This is a genomic window from Streptomyces sp. NBC_00285, from assembly GCF_036174265.1.
In the GTDB taxonomy this organism is placed as follows: domain Bacteria; phylum Actinomycetota; class Actinomycetes; order Streptomycetales; family Streptomycetaceae; genus Streptomyces.
In genome coordinates this window covers 1,204,128-1,224,453 of record NZ_CP108055.1, presented here as the reverse complement: position 1 = coordinate 1,224,453, position 20,326 = coordinate 1,204,128, and the positions used below count along the sequence as shown (strand labels likewise).

Here is a 20,326-nt window from a genome sequence, read left to right as displayed (position 1 = left end):
TGACACATGCCGCTCGTCGTGGTCGGAATCAGCGTCCTCGTCCTGCTCCTTCTGATGACGAAGCTGAGACTGAACGGCTTCGTTGCTCTTCTGCTGGTCGCCGTGGGTGTGGCCCTGGTGCAGGGCATAGGTCTGGAAGAGATCCCGGACGTCCTCTCCGAGGGCATCGGAGACCAGATCGGCGACACGATGCTCACCATCGGGCTCGGCGCCATGGTCGGCCGGGTGATGGGGGACTCCGGCGCGGCCCAACGGATCGCCGGCAAGCTCCTCGACGTGTGCGGTCCGCGCTGGGTGCAGGTCGCCATGGTGCTGTCCGCGATGCTCATCGGCGTGACCATGTTCTACGAGGTCGCCTTCGTCATCATCGTCCCGGTCGCCTTCACCCTGGTCCGGGTCACCCGGGTCAACGTGCTCTGGGTGGGGCTGCCGATGTCGATCGCGCTGTCCACCATGCACAGCTTCCTGCCGCCCCACCCGGGCCCCACGGCCGTGGCCGCCACCTTCCACGCGTCCGTCGGACTGACCCTGTTCTACGGGCTGTTCATCGCGGTTCCGGTCGGCGCGTTCATCGCCCTGACGTGGCCGCGCCTGCCGTTCATCCGGCGCATGAACCCCGAGATCCCCAAGGGACTCGTCAGCGAACGGGTCTTCGAGGAGGAGGAGATGCCGGGCATGGCGTGGGCGCTGGCGGTGGCCCTCCTGCCCGTCGTGCTGATCGCCGGTGCCGCGGTGACCGACCTGGCCGCCTCGGGGGACGGTCCCTGGCTGCACTTCGTCGCCTTCATCGGGTCCGCGCCGATCGCCCTGCTGCTCACCCTGCTCGTCGCCATATGGGCGTTCGGGCCGAGGATGGGGCGCAGCCTCTCCGAGGTCAGCACCTCGTGCAGGGAGGCCGCCCAGGCGATGGCCATGATCCTGCTGGTCATCGGAGCGGGCGGCGCCTTCAAGAACGTCCTCGTCGAGGGCGGGATCTCGGACTACATCAAGGACGCGACCGACGGCTGGTCCATCTCGCCGATCATCCTGGCCTGGCTGATCGCGGCCATCCTCCGCGTGGCCCTCGGTTCCGCGACCGTCGCCGTGGTCACCGCCTCCGGAGTGGCGCTGCCGCTCCTGGCGGGCAGCGGGGTCCACGCCGAGGTCATGGTGCTCGCCGTCTCCTGCGGGTCGATCGCCTTCTCGCACGTCAACGACCCGGGCTTCTGGATGTTCAAGGAGTACTTCAACCTGTCCGTCATCGACGCGATCAAAGCCCGCACCACGTATACGACGGTGCTGGCGATCCTCGGCCTCGGCGGTGTACTGATCCTCGAACAGGCCCTGGACGTCCTCAAGGTCTGACCACCGGAGCGCCCTGCCCCCAGCCCCCGACCACCGGTGCCCCCATTGCGCAGCCTCCCCTCCGTCCTGTCGGATCTCACGAGAGCGGTACCGCCCGTCATGAGCCAGCCCGTCGTCACCAGGTTCTCCGTCCATCCGGTTGCCGGCCGGGACTCCATGCTCCTCAACCTCTCCGGCGCCCACGCCCCGTACTTCACCCGGAACGTCCTCGTCCTCGAGGACTCGGAAGGGCGTACAGGCCTGGGTGAGGTGCCGGGCGGCGAGACCATCACTCGGACCCTCCGCGATGCGGAGCCCCTCGTCGTCGGCGCGCGGGTCGGCGACTACAAGCGCGTCCTGCGCGCCGTCAACGACACCTTCGCGGACCGCGACTCGGGCGGCCGCGGTGCCCAGACCTTCGACCTTCGGACGACCGTGCACGCGGTCACCGCCGTCGAGTCGGCGCTCCTCGACCTGCTCGGACAGCACCTCGACGTCCCCGTCGCCGCCCTGCTCGGCGACGGCAGGCAGCGTGACGCCGTACGGGTCCTCGGCTACCTCTTCTACGTCGGCGACCCCGACCGCACCGACCTCGACTATGTCCGTGAGCCGGACGCGGAGGTCGAGTGGCACCGTGTCCGGCGCGAGGAGGCGCTGACCCCCGAGGCGATCGTCCGGCAGGCCGAGACCGCCTACGACCACTACGGCTTCCGGGACTTCAAGCTGAAGGGCGGAGTCCTGCCGGGCGCCGAGGAGGTGAAGGCCGTACGCGCGCTCAAGGAGCGGTTTCCCGAGGCCCGGATCACCCTCGATCCGAACGGTGCCTGGTCCCTGCGCGAGGCCGTCGCACTGTGCCGCCCGCTCGTCGGCACGCTGGCCTACGCGGAGGATCCGTGCGGCGCGGAGGGCGGTTACTCAGGTCGCGAGATCCTCGCCGAGTTCCGCCGGGCCACGGGCCTGCCCACCGCGACCAACATGATCGCCACGGACTGGCGGCAGCTGACCCACGCGCTCGCCCTGCAGTCGGTGTCCATCCCGCTCGCCGACCCGCACTTCTGGACCATGCAGGGGTCGGTCCGGGTCGCGCAGCTGTGCCATGCCATGGGGCTGACCTGGGGCTGCCACTCCAACAACCACTTCGACATCTCCCTGGCGATGATGGCGCACTGTGGTGCCGCCGCGCCGGGGGAGTACAACGCCCTCGACACCCACTGGATCTGGCAGGAAGGCACGGAACGGCTCACCGTCGAGCCGCCCGGGATCACCGGCGGCGAGGTCGCCGTCCCCGACACTCCCGGTCTCGGCATCCGCCTGGACATGGACCGGCTACGTGCGGCACAGGAACTGCACCAGGAGGTCGCCTCGTCGGGACGGGACGACGCCGCCGGGATGCAGTACCTGATCAAGGACTGGACCTTCGACGCCAAGCGTCCCTGCCTCGTGCGGTGAACCGGGGCGATGAAGGCCTACCGGCGGTCGCCGGGTTCCGGAGTCGTTGACATGCTCAAGACACCTCATTAACATCCGGGAAACCTCGAAAGCGCTTTCCAGTTCATGTCCCAGACTTCCCCCCCACGGGATCCACCCCCCACAGAGGACCCCTACATGAACCCACGACGCACCACGGTGGTCGTCACCGCCCTCGCCGCCGTACTCCTGGCCGGTCCCGGCGTCGCCCGGGCCGCCCCGCCGTCCGCGCCCGCGCCGCAGGAACAGGTTGCCGCGGCGACCATCACCTGGACCCTGCAACGGGCGAGCAACCCCACGGCGGACCAGCAGTCGGCATACACGCTCATCACCTCGGCCATGAACGCCGCGGTGGCCCGCTACAACAACCTCAGCGACCTGGGGAAGTCCATCACCGTCCGCTACGACCCGAGCGTGCCCACCGCGGACGGCAACATCAACGGGACCATCCGCTTCGGCAGCAACCGCAGTTACATGACCGAGCGGACCGCACTGCACGAGACCGCCCACACCATCGGCGTGGGCACGAGCGCGGGCTGGTCCTCCCTCGGCGGCAGCGGCACCTGGACCGGCGCGGGGGCCACCGCGCTCGTCCGGCAGTTCGACGGCTCCTCGGCCAAACTGTCCACCGGCGGCGGGCACTTCTGGCCCTACGGCCTGAACTACGAGAGCGAGTTCTCCGGCACGGCGGCCGACCGGCATGTACGGATCGTCGCCGCGATGGTGCGTGACGGTTTGTGATCCGAGGGGTTGGTGTCCGGGGGCGGTGACCGCTCCCGGACCCGATGTTCGAACGCAGGACCGGCCCGAGCGGGGTACGGCCCTTGTCGTTCGGCACGTCAACCGCGCACTCCGTGCAGGGCGGGCCCCGGCGCGGCTCCGGCGAGGAACGGCCCGCAGCGAGCCGGCATCCGAGGCGTGAGGGATGCTGCGATCCGGGCATCGCGCGGCGAGGTACGGACAACGATGCGGGTCCGATGCCTGGGAGCCTTGGGCCCTTCGGTCTCCGGACGCCCACGCCGCAGACCTCCGGTACCTGCGCGGACGCCTGCCTGCCGGTCGCCCCGCTGTACGCGCCCGGGAGGACGGAGGCCGGTCCGGTTCTCACCGGGACAGTGGCAGCCGTACGCCGGCACACGTGGCCGGTGGACTGATCACCGCCACTTCTCCGCAGGCGTCAGCGGCACCGGATCGGGCCGCTCCACCGTCGTCGACAGTTCGATCCGCCGTCCCTCGTCGGACGAGCGGAGCAGCGCGGTCATGATCTCCAGCACGTGCAGGGCGAGTTCACCGCTTGCCCGGGGTGTCCGCTGCCCGCCGGCTGCGACGAAGTCGAGCAGTCCGACGCCCCGCGTGCCGCCTGCGTAGCCCGCGGACGACGGAAGCGTCCGCCATTCGGGCTCGCCGAGTCCGAGGAGCCGTACCTCACCTTCGAAGTGGTTCGGATCGGGGACCGCGAGGGTTCCCGTCTCCCCGTGGACCTCGATCGGCGCGGCGGTGGTGGTCACGCCGTCGAAACTCGTCGTGATCGTCGTCAGGGTGCCGCCCTCGTGTTCGAGGACGCCGGTGACATGGCTGGCCACCTCGACCGGGATCGGCTCACCCGCGCGCGGGCCGGACCCGATGACCCGCTCGGACCGCAACCGGCTCGACGCCCCGATCACGGCACGCACGGGGCCCAGCAGATGCACCAGGGACGACAGGTAGTAGGGCCCCATGTCCAGCAACGGGCCGCCGCCGGCGGTGTAGTAGAAGTCGGGGTGCGGATGCCAGCGTTCGTGGCCCGGGGTGACCATGGCGGCCGAGGCGAACTGGGGGCGGCCGATGGCCCCGCCCTCCACCGCCGCCCGCGCGGTCTGGATCCCGGTGCCCAGGACCGTGTCCGGGGCGCAGCCCACCCGGGCGCCCGCCTTGGCCGCGGCCTCCAGGACGGCATGGGCATCGGCGAGTTCGGCGGCGAGCGGCTTCTCGCCGTAGACGTTCTTGCCATGGGCGATGGCACCGAGGGCGATCTCCGCGTGTGCCGCAGGAACGGTCAGGTTCAGTACCGTGTCCACGTCCGGGCTGCTCAGCAGTTCCCCGACGGACAGCGCCCGCACGCCCGGCAGTTCGGCGGCGACCGCGGCCGACCGGGAGGCGTCGAGGTCGGCGACCGCGGTGACGCGTACGGCGGAGTGGCCGACGAGGGTGTCCAGATAGGCGCGGGAGATGACGCCGAGACCTATGACGCCGATGCGGTGCGCGTCGCCCACAGCATGCCCCTTTCGATGACGGTACGGACGCTCGGGTTCTCGAGCACGTCGACGCTGTGCCCGGGTGTCGTCACCACGATCCGTCCGGCGCCCCACCGGCGGGTCCAGACGGCCGGCGAGGTGACGGGCCGGTGCCAGGGCTGCCACGGCCGGGCGGGATGGGTGGTGGTGGCGAGGACGTCGATCAGGTCGTCGTGCAGCACCCAGTACTGCTCGGTGTCCAGGTCGAACTCCTCGATGCCGGCGGTGACCGGGTGCGTGCGGCCGAGTTCGGTGACGGTGACGGTGTGCGGCAGGAAGTTGTCCTCCGCGCCCCCGTGCCGCTCGCACGGCTCCTTGCCGGGGTGGGTCGCGAACTGGCCGCCCACCAGGTGGAGATAGTCGGAGGAGGCACGGAACGAGTCGGCGATTCCGCCGTGCCAGCCGGTGAAGCCGGTACCCGCCTCGACGGCCGTCCGCAGTCCCGACAACTGCTCGTGCGTGATCTCCGACATCGTCACGCACTGCACGACCAGGTCGGTGGCGGCCATCTCGGGGGCGTCGGCGTAGACGCCGGTCGACTCCTCGATCCGGACGTCGTAGCCGTTGTCCCGGAGGAAGGGCACGAACAACTCCGTGGCCTTGACCGGCTCGTGTCCCTCCCAACCGCCTCGGACCACCAGGGCTTTCTTGCGTGTCATCTTGTTCCTTCGTGGGACAGAAAAGGGTTCCTGGGGGGAATCCCCCATGAGGCCCTGGGGAAATCCACGTTCCGTCGCCGGGGTGTGCGGCCGCCCGGCTCAGGTGACGTCGGCCACCGAGAAGATCCCCGGGCCGCTGACCCCGTACAGCACGTCGTCCACCAGCAGCGGCGGCACCGAACTCGGGGACAGCTCCTCGAAGGAGCGGCCCGCCGTGTCGAAGGACGGGGCGGTCCGGCCGATCTCCTTCCCGGTCCCCGGGTCCAGGGCCAGGATGCTGGTGTCCGGCATCGTGACGTACAACCTGCCCGCGTGGTACGCCGGTTGGCTGAAGACGCGCAGGTCGCGCGAGCTGGACCAGAGCGGCTTGCCCCGCTTCACGTCCAGGGCGAGCAGCGTCTCGTTGCCGTAGTCGAAGACGTACATGGTGTCGCCCTGCACCAGCGGCGGCGCCTCCGGTTCGACACTCCACGGGAAGTCGATCCGGCGGGACTTCCCGCTGCTGAGGTCCTGCACGAAGAAGTCGGCGGAGACACCGGAGTCGTTCTCCCAGCGCGCGTAGTACGCGGTGCCGTCGTGGACGGTGGCCAGCCACAGGTCGCCCTTCGGCGCGTCGACGCTGCCCAGCGTTCGGCCGGTCCGCGCGTCGACCCGGGCGATGCCGCCGGAGCCGCCGCGCAGATCGGCGTACAGCGTTCTCCCGGGGCCCTCGTAGAAGGGACTCGATGAGGTGGAGGCCAGCTCGCGCCGCCACAACTCCTTGCCCGTGCGCGGCTCGTACGCCGCGAAGCGCGCCGAGCCGGAGGTGCCCAGTCCGTCCAGGCGGACCAGGAGCACGCCGTTGAGGAGGTCGAACTCACCTACTGGGCCCGGCAGTTGCCACAGCAGCTTGCCGGTCGATCCGTCGAAGGCGTCGACTCCCTGCGCGCGGTCCGTGCCGTAGACGAACACCACGCCGTCATGGACGACGGGCCGGCGCACCGAGAAGGCGCTGACCTTCTTGCGGCTCATGGGTTTGGTCCAGTCCGTGTTTCCCGTCGCGGGGTCGAGCCGCGTCAGCGCGACCTGTTCGGATGCGCAGAAGACGCCGACCGCGTCCAGGGTGCACGACGGGCCCACAAACGTCGGGTCGTCCTTGTCCGACGTCAGCGCGTTGTGCCAGGGCCGCCAGCCCGCCGGTGTCGTCAGGGCGGGCGTCGTCCGCGGGGCGGTGCGGACGACCTCGTCGGACGTGTCCGCCGGGGCGCCGGCCACCACGGCGGCCGCGGCAGCCGCGGCCCCGCCGAGGAGGCCCACCACGGCGACGGCCGCCCACAGCCGTCTCCCGCGGCGTCGGCGCCTGATCGGTTCGGAGTCCTTGAGCGGCGAGGCCACCGTCGCCGTGGGCGGGATCTCTGGCGCCGGGGACGCACCTTCGGCCGGTTCCCCCTCGGACAGTTCCTCCGGCAGCCCCGCCAGTGTCTCCAGCACCTCGCCCGACGACGGACGGTCCGCGGGCTCCTTCGCCAGACACCGGGCGACCAACCGGCGCAGATCCTCGTGCAGTTCACCCAACTGCGGCTCGCCGTGCACGGTGTTGTACGCGGCCAGGTAGGCGTTCTCGGCCTCGAAGGGGCTGTGCCCGGTGGCCGCGTACACGAGCACCGCGCCCAGCGAGAAGACGTCCACCGCGGAGCCGACCTCGTGGGGACGGCTGAACTGCTCCGGTGCCATGAACGGCGGCGAGCCCATCACCATGCCGGTCTGGGTGCGGACGTCGCTGTCGGCCGCGCGGGAGATGCCGAAGTCGATGACCCGGACCGCCCCGTCGTCGCCCTCGGTCTCCAGCAGCAGCACATTGCTCGGCTTGAGATCCCGGTGCACGACCTCCGCGCGGTGGATCTCCCGCAGTGCCTCGGCGAGTTCGGTACCAAGGCGGCGCAGCGCCGGCCAGCCCAGCGGCCCCGACTCCTCCACCCGCTGGGCGAGCGTGGGGCCCGGGACGAACGCGGTGGCCATCCAGGGCCGTTGAGCCTCCGGGTCGGCGTCCACGACCGGCGCGGTGAACGCGCCGCTGACCCGGCGGGCGGCGGCGATCTCCTGCCGGAACCTGGCCCGGAACTCGGGATTGTCGGCGTACCGCGTGTGGACGACCTTGACCGCGACGGCCCGCCCCGAGGCCGATCTGCCGAGATAGACGACGCCCATGCCGCCGGTCCCGATCCGCGATTCGATCCGGTAGCCGCCGACAGACTCCGGGTCGTTCTCGCGCAGGGTCACCGCGTCTCCTTCACCGCTCTGGCCTGGACGGCTGCGGTCCGGACCCTTCTGTCAGGGACCCCTCACTCTAAAGGGGCACGGGGCCGTACGGGACGCCGATCTCGGCCTTCCCTGCGGGTCCGGCCCGGGGACATCACCGTTCGCAGGAGGAACGCAAGGGGTCAATCCCGGCGGCTGCCCCTATTCTGAGGAGGCATGAAGGGGGTTCGGGGCGGGAGTGCGTTCGGTGAAGTACCGGAGTCGGAGGGGTCGTTCGGCCCGCTCGTCGTCACCGGGCAGCCCATGTTCCTGAGGGCCGCGCACGTCGAACTGCCCGCGGAGAACCCCGACCCGACCGTGCTGCCCTCGATCACCCTGCTGGGGCGCGGCTGGGAACAGGGCGGTGACCCCGGAGAACTGCCCCTGCCGCCCGGGCAGTTGCTCGCCGGTCAGTACCGACTGATCCGGCCGCTCGGCTACGGCGGCATGGGCGAGGTCTACCTGGCGCTGGACACCAAGGTCGACAACCGCGAGGTCGCCGTCAAGATGCTGCACCCCGAGCAGGCGGCGGCCGCGGCGGGCGCGCTGGCCCGGGAGCGGCGGGCCCTGGTCGACCTCGGCCACGACGACATCATCCGTGTCTTCAACTACGGCCATCATCCCGGGGTCGGCGACTTCCTCGTCCTCCAGTACGTGGACGGACTCACGCTGGAGGAGGTGCGGGCCCGGGCCGGGCTCAACCCGGGGGAGTTCGGCGACCACCGCTTCCACGAGTTCGTCCTCGCCTACGGCGTGCGCGTCCTGTCCGCCCTCGCGTATCTGCACGCCGACCGCCCCGGAAAGGTCTACGGCGATCTGAAGCCGGACAACGTCATGCACGACGGCACCACCACGAAGATCATCGACGTGGGGAGCGTACGCCCGGCCGGGGCGCCGGGGACGACCACGGACGGCTTCAGCGCGCCGACCGTGGGACCGAACGGCGAGTCCGTGGCGCAGGACGACCTGTTCAGCCTGGGCGAGACGCTCAGGCGGCTGAGCGGACTGGGCAGGTCGGCGGCAGATCTGGCGCGGCTGGGCGACCTGGCGAGGCTTCAGGCGGATACCGGGGCGGGCTCCCGAACGTCATCGGCCGCCGAGGGGGAGCAGGGCAGGAAACCGTGGACGGAGGGGGACGCCACCGCCCCCGTCCCCCGCGGCCTCGGCCTCCTCTCCCTCTCCCGTGTCCTGCACCGCGCGACCCTGGCCGAGCCGGCCGGACGGTTCGCCGACGCCCGCGAGATGGACCAGCAACTCCGCGGTGTTTTCCGCGAGTTGAGGTCGCTGCGTACCGGCACCGAGACCTTCGAGCCCTCCCCGCTCTTCCTCCCGTCGGCGTACGCCCTCGACGGCGCCCTCGGCTCGGCGCCACCCCTCGCCCACTGGGCGGCACCCGACGTCCCGTCACCGTTCGCCCCGCCCTCACCCGCCGAGGTCGCCCAGCGGTTGCCCGTCCCGCGCCCCGACCCCCGCGACGAGCACCACGCAGAGCTGAGCAGGCTGGCCGACGCCGCCCCGGAGGCCCTGCTCCAGCACATCGGTGACTGGCGGGACTCCACGGAGGTGCATCTGCTGCGCTGCCGGCTGCGGTTGCGGAACCCGGCGGACGGCCCCGAGGCCGCCGCGGCGGAACTGAGGGGCGCCGAGGAACGGATCGGGCCCGCACGCGCCCCGTACGACTGGCGGCTGGACTGGCACCACGGGCTGCTCGCACTCGCCCGGGACCAAGCAGGCGCGGCCTGGCGGCACTTCGACCGGGTGTACGCGGCGATCCCCGGCGAGTACGCCCCCAAACTGGCTCTGGGTCACTGCGCGGAACGCCTCGGGCGCCGGCACGAGGCCCTGACCTTCTACGAGGCGGTCCGGCTGCGCAACCCGTCCCTGGGCAGTGCCGCGTTCGGTGCCGCGCGCGCCCGGCTCGCCAGGGACGGCGAAAGGGCGCGCAGAGCGGCCGTACGCGAACTCGACGCAGTACCGCAGCACTCCCGGCACCGGACCGCGGCCCGCACGGCCGCCGTACGCATCGGCATCGAGTACGTGCGCACGGCCGAGCGCGACGACGAGGTGCCACGGCGGTTGGAGGAGGTGCTGGAGCGGCTCGCCCTGCTCTTCCACGCGCACGGGCTCACCGACGAGGAGGCCAGGGTCCGGATGACCGTCGAGGTGTGGGAGGCCGTACTGGGCGCCCTCGCCCGCGGCGCCCTCGACGCGGCCGACCTCGCCGCCCTGTCCGCCGGCGCCGACCGCCGGCTCGGCCTCCCGCCCGACGAACACGGCCTGCGCGAGGACCTCTCCCGCCGCTGTCTCACCCTCGCCCGCCAGGCCGCCCGCTCCACCGCCCCCGAGGACGCGGCCGTCGCCGAGATCCTTCTGGACCGCGCCTACGAGATCCGCCCGCTCGCCTTCCGACATCACAGGGACAGCCCATGGCTCGGCAAGAGAGTCGCCGACTGGCTCCGGACGGTCGTTCGCGCGCCCTCGCACAAGGCAGCCTCCGTCTCGCGCGGGCGGGTGCCGCCGTAACCGCCGAACTCACCCGCCGCATCCGCCGCTACGCCTGGCCGTCCACCACCGGTTGCCGCAACCGCGGATATCTGCGGGACCGGCTCGTCGCGCTGCCGCTGCTCGCCCTGGTGGCCTTCGGGGCACTCGGCTGGGTCTGCACGGGCGTGCGCGGCGACTCCGCGTACCTCCGGGACCACGCGGCGCCCGCGCTGGTCGACCTCGCGGACGCCCGGGCCTCGCTGCTGATCGCACAGAGCGAGGCCGAGCGGAACCTCGCCGAGGGACGGGCCGCCGAACTCAGCGGGCTCAGCGAGCGGTACCGCACCCGCATCGCACACGCGACACAGAGCCTGAACCAGGTCACCCGCAGCGGAGCCCTCACCGTCGCCGAGGAACAGGAACTGCGGGTCGTGTCCGCGCTGGTCGTCGACTACACCGGCTGGATCGGCCGGGCCCAGGGCCACGCCACGGACCCGGTCCTGCGGGAAGCCGAACTCAGCTACGCCCGCAGCATGCTCTGTTCGCGGCCCGCCACCGTGAGCAGCGCGAACCCCTACCCCGCCTGCCCGGCCGCGACCGGCTGGGGCGCCACCGCGATCGTCGACCGGGTGAGCGGCCTGGAGACAAGGCTGCGAGGACGACTCGCCGACCGGGCCGCCTGGGGCGCGGGCACCATCACCGCGGCCGTCGTCGCCACCCTCGCCTTCTCCCTCCTCGCCGCCGGATTGTGGCGGACGGTGTCCTTCTTGCGGTACCGCTTCCGCATCCGGCTGAGCGTCCCCCTCGCGGCCGCCGCCCTGCCCCTGCTCGCTGTCCCCTTCCTCGCCGCCGACGCGCTGCTCGCCCTGCACGCCCAGCGCGAGACGGTCCCCGTCGCGGACGCCCTGGCCGAGAGGACCTCACCGAAGACGGAGACCGCCGCCGAGGAACGCCCCTTCGCGGGACCGGACCCGCTCGCCATCGAAACGCTCCAGGTGCGGATCGACGACGGCCTGGCGGCCGGCCGGCTCGCCTTCCTGGACGGAGTCGCCCCGTTCGTCCTCCCCGTGGGCCTCGCCACCGCGGCCCTGATCGCCGGCACCCTGCACGCGTACCGGCGCGAGTACCTCGTCGTCACCCGCCCGGGAGCCCCGTCATGAGCCGCCTTCTGCGCGTCCTCCTCACGGCCTGTCTGCTCGCCCTTGTCCCCGGCTGCGGCTCCGACACCCGGGAACCGCTCGTCGTCCTCGGCCCGTGGACCGGCGAGGAGGGCAAGGCATTCGAAGCCGCCCTCGACAGCCTGGACGACGGGACCGGACGGACGTACACCTACGAGGGCACCCGCTCACTGCGCGAGACGCTCGTCTCACAACTGGAGGCCGACGACCCGCCGGACGTGGCCGTCCTCAACAGCATCGGCGAACTCACCGAGTACGCCCGCCGCGACAAGCTGAAACCCCTCGCATACGAGAGCATCGAGCGCGCCTACCCGCCCTGGGCGCCGACCCTGCTCGTGGACAGCAAATGGCGCACGTACTGGGTGCCGTTGAAGATCGACCTCAAAAGCCTCGTGTGGAGCAAGAAGGGCGCGACGAGCGGCACACCCACCTGGTGCGTGGGACTCGCCTCGCAGGCCACCTCCGGCTGGCCGGGCACCGACTGGATCGAGGATCTCGTGCTCCACCAGGCGGGCCCCACGCTGTACACCGAATGGGCCACGGGGCGCCTCGACTGGCGCACGCCGGCCGTCCGGCGTGCGTGGAAAACCTGGGCACACCTGCTCGGCACCCGCTCCCCGGCCTCGGTGGAGCGGTCCCTGACCACGTCGTTCGAGGGCTCGTCCGACCCGGAAGGGCAACCGCGCGGCCTGCTCGACTCACCCGGCTTCGACTGCACGCACGAGCACCAGAGCGCCTTCATCCGGTACGTCTACGCGGGCGACGACGTGTTGGTGGAGCCGTCGGCCCGCTATCTGGACGGGCGGCCCGAATACCGGGACACCTTCGAGGTCGCGGGTGACATGGCCGCCGTATTCAGTGACGATCCGGACGCCCAAAAACTCGTGGAGCGGCTGTCGAGCCCCGCCGGACGCCAACGCTGGCAGGCGGAGGCGGACCCCGCGGTACGGCCGCTGTTCCCGGACACGGCCGGGCTCTCGCCACCCGCCTCCGAGACCCCCGTCGAGCGGGACATCGACTCCCTGCTCACCTCCCGCGCCCGCAACCTCTGCTTCGACGCCTCCGACGTCATGCCCCCCGAACTCCGCGACGCCTTCCACCGCGCGGTCCTGGAGTTCTTCCGCGACCCGATAGACCGACAACTGGACTCACTGCTCCAGCAGTTGGAGACCGTACGCACCCAGGTCAACACGGAGTCCGGCACCGACCGCACGTTCCGCCCGCCGGAGGACATCTGCGCGAGGCCGGGCGGGTAATACCCGGGTGGGGACGTCTACGCGCAGGCCGGGCGGGTGGGGGAGATCCGGCCTCGGCGTGAGCCGTGGTGGACGAAGTCGGCGGGACGGTCGGCGGACACCGTCAGTACCAGGTCCGCCGGCTGACCCCTCCGCATTGATCGCGGCCCTGTCGTGGCGGTGCTCTCGCCCGGCGGTACGGGCTGACATGGTGGTGCCATGTGCTGGAGTGCGACAGCGGATCTCGTGGTGGGCGCGGCCGTAGCGTCCGTGGGGACGGTGTGTGTGGCCCGGACCCGCCGCGCCGGGGACCTGCCCATGGCCGCGCTGCCCCTGCTGCTGGGCGTCCACCAACTCGTCGAGGCCCACATCTGGCACACCGGGGGCGGCACCGGCGCGGCCACCGTCGCTTGGGCCGTCATCGCTCTTCCCGTGCTGGCGGTCTGGGTGCCGGTGGGTGTGTGGTGCGCGGCCCCACGCAGGACCCGACGCCGAGTGACCGTGGTCGTGGCGGTGGGCGTGGTGACCGCTGCCGGCCTCACGTACGGTCTCGCCACCCGCCCCGTCAGGGCCGAGATCCGCGGCCACACCATGGCCTACGTCATCGGCCTGCCCCAGGCCGAACTGCTCATCGCGGGCTACCTGATCGCCACGGTCGGCGCCCTGCTGCTCTCCGGCGACCGTCGGCTGACCTTGCTCGGAGTCCTGTGCGGGGTCGGTGCGGTGGTGTGCTGGCTGCTGTGGCGGCTGCAGTTCGTGTCCACCTGGTGCGCGCTGGCCGCGGTCTGCACGGTGGTCCTGTACAAGTGGGTGCGCCGACGCCGCACGACGCCGAAGATGGCTCTTCCGGCATGGAACACCCAGTACTGAGCGACGAGCGAACTGCCTGACGGTTCGGTCCAGTTCATCGCGGCTGATGTTCGGTTCCTCTGTCGTGACAGGTCCGAACGTCACCCGGTCGGCTGGAACCGTTCCTCGGAGGCTCGGGGATACCGGCGCTCCAGCAGCCGAACCCGGTCAGCGATGTGCCGCCGGTCACCCGATCCCACCGCGGGGCTCGCCGTAGACGGGTGCGTGGCGCCTACGGATGTTCAGGCGGGCGCCCGGCCCGAACTCTCGCGGACCACCAGCTCCGGTACGGAGACGTCGTGCGCGGTGATCTGCGCGGACTCCTCCAACTCTGCGTGCAGCAGGGCGAACGCCGCGCGGCCAAGGCCCGTGAAATCCATGCGTACGGTCGTCAGGGACGGCGTCAGATAGGCGGAGTGCGGGGCGTCGTCGAACCCGGCCACGCTGACCTCGCCGGGCACCGAGCGGCCGGCCTCGTGCAGAGCGCGCAGTACACCGAGTGCGAGGTCGTCGTTGCCGCACAGGATCGCGGTGACGGACGGGTCCGCGGCGAGCTCGAGGCCGGCCGCATGACCACCGGCGGGACCCCAACTGCCCTGCACGGGAAGGGGTTCCGGAGCGCCGGCCTCCTGCAGGGCCCGGCGCCAGCCGCTGGTACGGGCGCTGGTGCGGCGGGTACTGGACGGAATGGCGACGTAGTGCACGGTCCCGTGGCCCAGGGACAGCAGATGCCGGGTCGCCTCGTAGGCGGCCTCACGGTCGTCGGTCCACACCCAGGGCCGGTTGCCGGTGGGCGGACTCGCCGGGGTCTCGACCACGCCGACGACCGGCATTCCGGCCGGGACCGACTCCAGTGCCCGGACACCGGGCGGGTCGTAGGCGATCACGATCAGCCCGCCGCCCGCGTCGGCGGCACGCTGCACCTCGGCGGTGACGGCGGCCTCGTCGGCCGATTCGAGGACGCCCACCCCGACCGAGTAGGCTGCCGCACGGGCTGCCTCCTCGACACCCTGCAGGATCGAGGCGTAGCCGTAGTGCGTGGTGTTGGCGGTGAGCACGGTCACGGCTCTGCTGCGACCCCTTGCCAGGGCGAGCGCGGTGGCGTTGCGCCGGAAGCCCAGCTCGTCGATGGCGGCGAGGACGCGCTCCCGCGTCGACTGCTTGACGCTGGGGTGACCGTTGATCACCCGGGAGACGGTCTGGTAGGAGACCCCGGCGGCCGCGGCGACGTCCCTGATGCTCGCCGGACTGCGGGTGTGACCGGTCACATTCATGCGAGGATTGTGACCCTTCCCTGACGGAACGTCAAGGCGACATCACGATGAGCGCAGGTGGAGGGCGTGTGACCGGACGTCCGCGTGGGCCCGCGTCGAGGGTCAGGATTCACCAGTAGTTGCTCTTGGCGGGAGCGGTCCTCTCGAAGTGGGCTGTCAGCCACGACGGTGTCGGCGCCCGCGCAGCAGTTCTGCGTCGAGAGGGGCGTCGACCTGCTCTTCGGCCGGCCATCGGTCGGCACTGCCTTCCCGGGTCAGGACGGCTGGACCTGGTCGAAGAGGGCGAGGGCTTCGGCGGGGTTCGGGCTCACGAGGCGTTCCAGACCGGCCGTCGTGATCTCCGCCCACCTGCCGGCCCGAGCCCACATCCGTTCCTCGAAGGCGCGGACGGCCTCGTCCAGGTCTCCGGGGGCGGCGATGGCCTCGGCGAGTTCGGCGCCGTCCAGCATCGCGAGGTTCGCGCCCGCCCCCAACGGGGGCATCAGGTGGGCGGCGTCGCCCAGCAGCGTCACCCCGGGGGCGTGGGTCCAGGTGTGGGACACGGGCAGGGCGTAGAGGGGACGGTGGACGAAAGCGGTGCCGTGTCGGAGGAGGTCGAGGACGGGAGCGGCCCAGCCGTCGAACAGGGCCAGCAGGCTTGATCGCGCGGCCTCGGCGTCGGCCGGGTCCAGGTTCCCGTACCGGTCCAGCGGCGCGCGGAACTTGGCGTACACCTTGACGTGGCCGCCGCTGTTGCGCTGGGCGACGAGGGAGCGGTTCACGCCGTACACGGCCACGGAACCGTCGCCGATCAACCGGGCAAGACCGGGGTGGCGGGTGTCGACGTCGTCGAGGGAGGTCTCGACCGAGGTGACGCCGGTGTAGTGCGGCGTCGCTGACGAGACTGCCGGACGGATGCGGGACCGGGCGCCGTCCGCGCCGACCACGAGGTCGAACGCCTCTTGTCGCCCGTCCGCGAAATGGACCAGTGCGCCATCCCGGGTCCCCGGCACCACCCGCGTCACGCCCCGGCCCCACTGGACGTCGAGAGGGCCGAGCAGCAGGTCACGGAGTTGTCGGCGGTCGATCTCGGGATTGGCCCGCTCACCCGGGCGAGGTTGCCAGTCGCGCAGGACGGTTCCGTCCGCGTCCAGGATGCGCATGGCCTGTCCCTCGGGGCGGGACAACGCCTCGAACTCCGCCAGCAGCCCCGCCTTGTCCAGCGCGAGCTGGCCCAGCCCTTCGTGCAGGTCCAGCGTGCCGCCCGGGGGACGGGCGTCAGGGGTGGGATCGCGTTCGAGGACGGTGACGGGGTGGCCATGGCGGTGCAGGACACGGGCGAAGGTGAGGCCGGCAGGGCCGCCCCCCACCACAGCGATGCGATAGCTCATGTCGATACACTGTATTTCGTCGATACGTCGTATCGCAACAGTACGATGTGACCATGACTGTGTGGGACCGGCCTGAGCCGCCGACTCGCCCCGTGCCGCTCGACCGGGAGCGGATCGTCGCCGCCGCGATCGCGCTGGCCGACGAGGGCGGGCTGGAGGCAGTGTCATTGCGCAAGGTCGCCGCCCGGCTGAACGCCGGCCCGATGCGGCTGTACGGATACATCTCCACCAAGGAGGAGCTGTTCGACCTCATGGCGGACGAGGTCCAGGCCGAGATCCTCCCCGAGGGGCAGCCCGGTGACTGGCGGGAGACGCTGGGCACCCTCGCCCACCGCACCAGGCGGGCGGCTCTACGTCACGAATGGCTGGCCGACCTGCTCGGCGGCCGCCCGGCCCTGGGCCCGAACGGCCTCGCCGTGACCGAGTCCACGCTGGCCGCCCTCGACGGCCTCACCGACGTCGACACCGTCATGCGCGCCGTGGAGACGGTCAGCGCCTACTTCACCGGCGCCATCAGGCGCGAGATCGCGAACGTTCGGGCCGAGCGCAGCACGGGCCTGTCCAAGCGTGACTGGCAGCGCGCCTCCGGTCCGCATGTGATGAGGATGTTGGCCACGGGCCGCTTCCCGGCGCTGGCCAAGGCCGTGCACGACGGCACGGACGTGGATGCCGAGGCGTCCTTCGCGACCGGCCTGGACTGGGTCCTCGACGCCGTGGCCGCCAAGCTCAACCGGCCGCCGGAGTGACGCTTGACTGTTGCCGAACATGAGCGAGGTACCCGGTCCCGTGGTGGGCCGGGATGTGGTGACGGCTGCCGGTGTGTGCGGGTCGGCAGCCGTCACCAGGTCATGCCGACGTCACATACGCCGCCCGGCCGGATCGTGCACATTGCTGTCGCTGTCGCTGTCGCTGTCGCTGTCGCTGTCCCGGTCACCGCCGGAGACCGCGACCGGGGCGGTCCTGGGCTCCTTCGCCCGGTCCGCGTGTCCCGGCCACCACGCCGCGTGGCCGATCAGGGCCGTGAGGCTCGGCGTGAAGAACATCGCCATGACGAACGCCGCGACGGCGATGCCGAAGGAGACCGCGAAGCCCATCTCGGTGAGGAGGGCGTTGCCGGCCAGCATCATGGTGGCGAAGGTCGCCGCCAGGATGAACCCGGCCGCGGCCACGGTGGGACCGGCGTGCCGCACGGCCATGCCGGCCGCCTCGCGTGGGGTGCGTCCCTCGCGGGCCTCCTCCCTCAGCCGGGCGATCATGAGGATGTTGTAGTCGGTGCCGATGGCGACCACGAAGAGATACATGATCACCGGGAGCATGAACATCAGGCCCGAATGGTCCTGTCCCTCCTGGAAGATCCAGACCGTGGCGCCGAGCGTGGCACCGAAGCCCAGGCCCACCGAGCCGATCAGGTACCAGGGGGCGACCACGCTGCGCAGCAGCAGCCCCAGGATGAGCATGATCAGTGCGGCGGCGACGGGGAAGACCGTCTTGTAGTCGTGGTTGACCGCGGTGTCGATGTCCTTGAAGATCGAGGACATGCCGCCGACCAGGGCTTCGGTGCCGTCCGGGGCGTCGGCGTGCGCCACGTCGCGGACCCGGCCCACCGTTTCGATGGCCTTGTCCGTCGAGGCCTCGTACTTGAGCGTGACGGTGAAGTCCGCGGTCGTTCCCGCCTTGTTGACCTGGGACATACGGGCGCTCGCGACTCCGTCCACGGCCCCGAGTTTTGACGCGTAGGACGCGAAGGCGCTCTTGTCGAGGGGGCTGCCGTCGGTGCTGGAGAGGTAGACGTCGGTGGGCGCGGCGGCGCCCGCGGAGTAGGCCTTCTGCATCTGGTCCTGGACGACCATCGATTCCTTCGTGTCGGGCATGGAACCCGAAGCGAGGTCGAACGTGGCCTTGTAGCCGAGCGTCCCGAGGGACAGCGCGATCAGGACGAGGCCGGAGAGCGCGGCGGTCAGCGCCGGACGGTTCTGCACGCCCCGGCCGAGGGCGGCGAACCGGGCGTTCTCCGGCTCCCGTTGCCAGGACTTGGACGGCCAGAAGACCTTCGGGCCGATGAGGGAGACGGCGGCCGGGATCAGCGTCAGGCCCGCGATCAGGGTGACGGTGACCGCGATGGCCAGGGCCGGGCCCATCTGCTTGAGGAAGCCCAGAGTGGACAGCACCAGCGCGAGGAAGGCGATGATGACCGCTCCGGCGGCGGAGGCGATGGCCTCGCCCACCCGGTCGACCGCGTTGACCATGGCCTGCTTCGGTTCGTCACCGAGGCGCAGACGTTCTCGGTAGCGGAACATCAGGAAGAGGAAGTAGTCGGTGCCCACGCCGAACAGCACGACGATCAGGATCGACGAGATCGAGCTGTTGGCCTGGAGACCGAACAGCTTGGTGGCGTAGGCGATCAGCCCGTTGGCGATCGCGGACACCAGCCCGATGGTGATCAGGGGCAGGAAGGCCAGGATCGGCGCCCGGAAGATGATCAGCAGGGTCACCAGGATGATGACGAAGGTGCCGATGCCGATCAGTGCTTCGCCGCGTTTGGACGAGTCCTGCTGGTCGAGGGCCTGCGCGGCGGAACCGCCGAGCTTGACGTCGAGGTCGGTGCCCTTGGCGAGTTGTTTGACGTCGTCGCGCAACACCTTGGCCGCGTCGGCCTGTTCGGGCTGTCCGGCCTTCTTGCTGTCCATCTGGACCAGGGTCAGGGTGTACCTGCCGTCTTCGGACGGCTGGCCGGGGACCACCTTCTGCACCTGGTCGATCTTCTTGTCGCCCAGTTCCCTGGTGATCCGGGTGACGTCCTTCTTGTCCTCGGCGGTCAGCTTGCCGCCGTCGGTGCGCTGGTACAGCGCGATCGCGGACGGGGTGAAGGCGCTGGGGAACGCCCTCTCCTGAAGATCCGCCGCTTTGATGGATTCGTAGCTCTTGGGCAGAAAACTGCTCTCGTCGCTGTTCGAGGGCAGGCTCGGGGCGGTGGCGACGATCGCCACGGCGGCGATCAGCCAGGCCACGATCGTCCAGACGGGATGTCGGACGACTGCGTTGCCAATACGTCGGAACATGCGGGGTGTCCTCCTGGGCAGGAAGATCACCGCAGCCCGGGGAGCGGTCCCTGGCACCGGCGACCTCGGCCGCCCCTCAGGGCACTCCCCCCGTCGGGCGGCCGGAATGGTTGTCTTGGGCTCTCATGGTAGGGATCACTGGTGAAGATCGCTTCAGGGGGGCGGTCGCGTTCACTCGTCGTCGCGGCCGAGGAGTCGGCTCAGGAAGTCGTCGGCAGGGCCCGGCGATGTCGAACGCCTGGTCGAGAACGTGCTGGGGCCGCAAGGGTGCGGGCGTCGCCGACGTCTCGAAGCGCGGGTGGTGAGCGTTTGTGAAGCATCTGTACAGGAGTGGGGAACTTTAAGTCTCAAGGTTCCCTGTCGTGGTGGCACCTGTGACAGTGGCGGCATGGGGGTAGTACTCGTGCCGGACTGACCACCCTGGACCAGAAAATGACACAGAACCACAGCGGCATACGTGTGCTCGGCGTACTGCTCGCCCCCCTCGCCTTCAGCAGTCTGATTCTCACCTGCACCGTGAGCTATGTCAGAACGACCGAGGTCCGGGCTCCCGCAGCGGAGGATCACGGGTCGTACGGCGACGAGGTGGCGGCCCGGTCGGCCGTCCTGTCCGCATGGTCGGGCCGTGGCCCGGAAAGCCGCATCTCCGTCCCGGCCCGGCTCCCGTCGCCCTCCCCATTGGCGCTGCCTCTTCCACGGCGCTGACGTCGCGCCCGGTGTGCGCCGTACAGCGTGAGTGCCCCTCGGCGGGCGGAGCGCCGCTGGGTATCCCGTACGGCGTCGCCCGCGGGGCCGGGGCCTGGTTCTCGACGCTGCGGCGCCCTGGGTCGATCCGCTCGGAGGGGTGTGAGCCGCGCGGCTGAGTGCGGTCGAGGAGG

At 71.0% G+C, this 20,326-nt stretch carries 15 protein-coding genes; 9 read left to right on the top strand and 6 right to left on the bottom strand.

The features are described from left to right. Positions 1 to 6: 6 nt before the first annotated feature. The 3 genes from OHT57_RS05750 (at position 7) to OHT57_RS05740 (ending at position 3,531) form a co-directional block, all read left to right on the top strand. The gene (locus OHT57_RS05750) at positions 7 to 1,344 is read left to right on the top strand and encodes a gluconate:H+ symporter (RefSeq protein WP_328744946.1); all 1,338 of its coding nucleotides are present in this window, start codon (positions 7 to 9) and stop codon (positions 1,342 to 1,344) included. Between the two features lie 99 nt (positions 1,345 to 1,443). Further along, a complete protein-coding gene (locus OHT57_RS05745) occupies positions 1,444 to 2,772 on the top strand; it encodes an enolase C-terminal domain-like protein (RefSeq protein WP_328744945.1) in 1,329 nt (442 codons plus the stop codon). 156 nt (positions 2,773 to 2,928) lie between these two features. Further along, positions 2,929 to 3,531, top strand: coding sequence for a hypothetical protein (locus OHT57_RS05740; protein WP_328744944.1), 603 nt, complete (start codon positions 2,929 to 2,931; stop codon positions 3,529 to 3,531). A 413-nt stretch (positions 3,532 to 3,944) separates the two neighbouring features. Here the strand turns inward: OHT57_RS05740 and OHT57_RS05735 are convergent, their stop codons facing one another. The 3 genes from OHT57_RS05735 to OHT57_RS05725 form a co-directional block, all read right to left on the bottom strand. Then, positions 3,945 to 5,042: a Gfo/Idh/MocA family protein gene (locus tag OHT57_RS05735; RefSeq protein WP_328744943.1), complete on the bottom strand. Its 1,098-nt coding sequence runs from the start codon at positions 5,040 to 5,042 to the stop codon at positions 3,945 to 3,947. Continuing rightward, on the bottom strand, positions 5,012 to 5,722 hold the full coding sequence (locus OHT57_RS05730; protein ID WP_328744942.1) for a ThuA domain-containing protein: 711 nt from the start codon (positions 5,720 to 5,722) through the stop codon (positions 5,012 to 5,014). Before OHT57_RS05730 ends, OHT57_RS05735 begins: the two co-directional genes overlap by 31 nt. A gap of 99 nt (positions 5,723 to 5,821) precedes the next feature. Beyond that, positions 5,822 to 7,981 carry a protein kinase domain-containing protein gene (locus tag OHT57_RS05725; protein ID WP_328744941.1) on the bottom strand — a complete coding sequence of 720 codons (2,160 nt, stop codon included), beginning with the start codon at positions 7,979 to 7,981 and terminating at the stop codon, positions 5,822 to 5,824. A 195-nt stretch (positions 7,982 to 8,176) separates the two neighbouring features. Here OHT57_RS05725 and OHT57_RS05720 point away from each other — a divergent pair, with 195 nt between their 5' ends. From OHT57_RS05720 to OHT57_RS05705, 4 genes are all read left to right on the top strand, one after another. Continuing rightward, complete coding sequence (locus tag OHT57_RS05720) at positions 8,177 to 10,522, top strand: tetratricopeptide repeat protein (RefSeq protein ID WP_328744940.1); 2,346 nt, start codon at positions 8,177 to 8,179, stop codon at positions 10,520 to 10,522. After that, positions 10,426 to 11,643, top strand: a complete 1,218-nt coding sequence (locus tag OHT57_RS05715) for a hypothetical protein (RefSeq protein WP_328744939.1) — start codon at positions 10,426 to 10,428, stop codon at positions 11,641 to 11,643. The genes OHT57_RS05720 and OHT57_RS05715 overlap by 97 nt, the downstream gene beginning before the upstream one ends. Then, entirely contained in the window at positions 11,640 to 12,917 is a 1,278-nt protein-coding gene (locus tag OHT57_RS05710) for an alpha-glucoside ABC transporter substrate-binding protein (protein ID WP_328744938.1), read from the top strand. The genes OHT57_RS05715 and OHT57_RS05710 overlap by 4 nt, the downstream gene beginning before the upstream one ends. A gap of 198 nt (positions 12,918 to 13,115) precedes the next feature. After that, entirely contained in the window at positions 13,116 to 13,766 is a 651-nt protein-coding gene (locus OHT57_RS05705) for a DUF6629 family protein (protein WP_328744937.1), read from the top strand. Between the two features lie 221 nt (positions 13,767 to 13,987). On the opposite strand, the gene OHT57_RS05700 is transcribed toward OHT57_RS05705, so the two are convergent. Both OHT57_RS05700 and OHT57_RS05695 read right to left on the bottom strand, forming a co-directional pair. Beyond that, positions 13,988 to 15,019 (bottom strand): LacI family DNA-binding transcriptional regulator, encoded by a 1,032-nt coding sequence (locus OHT57_RS05700; RefSeq protein ID WP_328744936.1) that lies wholly within the window; start codon positions 15,017 to 15,019, stop codon positions 13,988 to 13,990. A 254-nt stretch (positions 15,020 to 15,273) separates the two neighbouring features. After that, positions 15,274 to 16,389 carry an FAD-dependent oxidoreductase gene (locus tag OHT57_RS05695; RefSeq protein WP_328744935.1) on the bottom strand — a complete coding sequence of 372 codons (1,116 nt, stop codon included), beginning with the start codon at positions 16,387 to 16,389 and terminating at the stop codon, positions 15,274 to 15,276. A 53-nt stretch (positions 16,390 to 16,442) separates the two neighbouring features. On the opposite strand from OHT57_RS05695, the gene OHT57_RS05690 reads away from it, so the two are divergent. Continuing rightward, positions 16,443 to 17,135 (top strand): TetR/AcrR family transcriptional regulator, encoded by a 693-nt coding sequence (locus OHT57_RS05690; RefSeq protein WP_328744934.1) that lies wholly within the window; start codon positions 16,443 to 16,445, stop codon positions 17,133 to 17,135. Between the two features lie 111 nt (positions 17,136 to 17,246). On the opposite strand, the gene OHT57_RS05685 is transcribed toward OHT57_RS05690, so the two are convergent. Beyond that, on the bottom strand, positions 17,247 to 19,448 hold the full coding sequence (locus OHT57_RS05685; protein WP_328744933.1) for an MMPL family transporter: 2,202 nt from the start codon (positions 19,446 to 19,448) through the stop codon (positions 17,247 to 17,249). Positions 19,449 to 19,880: 432 nt separating this feature from the next. On the opposite strand from OHT57_RS05685, the gene OHT57_RS05680 reads away from it, so the two are divergent. Beyond that, positions 19,881 to 20,153: a hypothetical protein gene (locus OHT57_RS05680; RefSeq protein WP_328744932.1), complete on the top strand. Its 273-nt coding sequence runs from the start codon at positions 19,881 to 19,883 to the stop codon at positions 20,151 to 20,153. Positions 20,154 to 20,326: the final 173 nt, after the last annotated feature.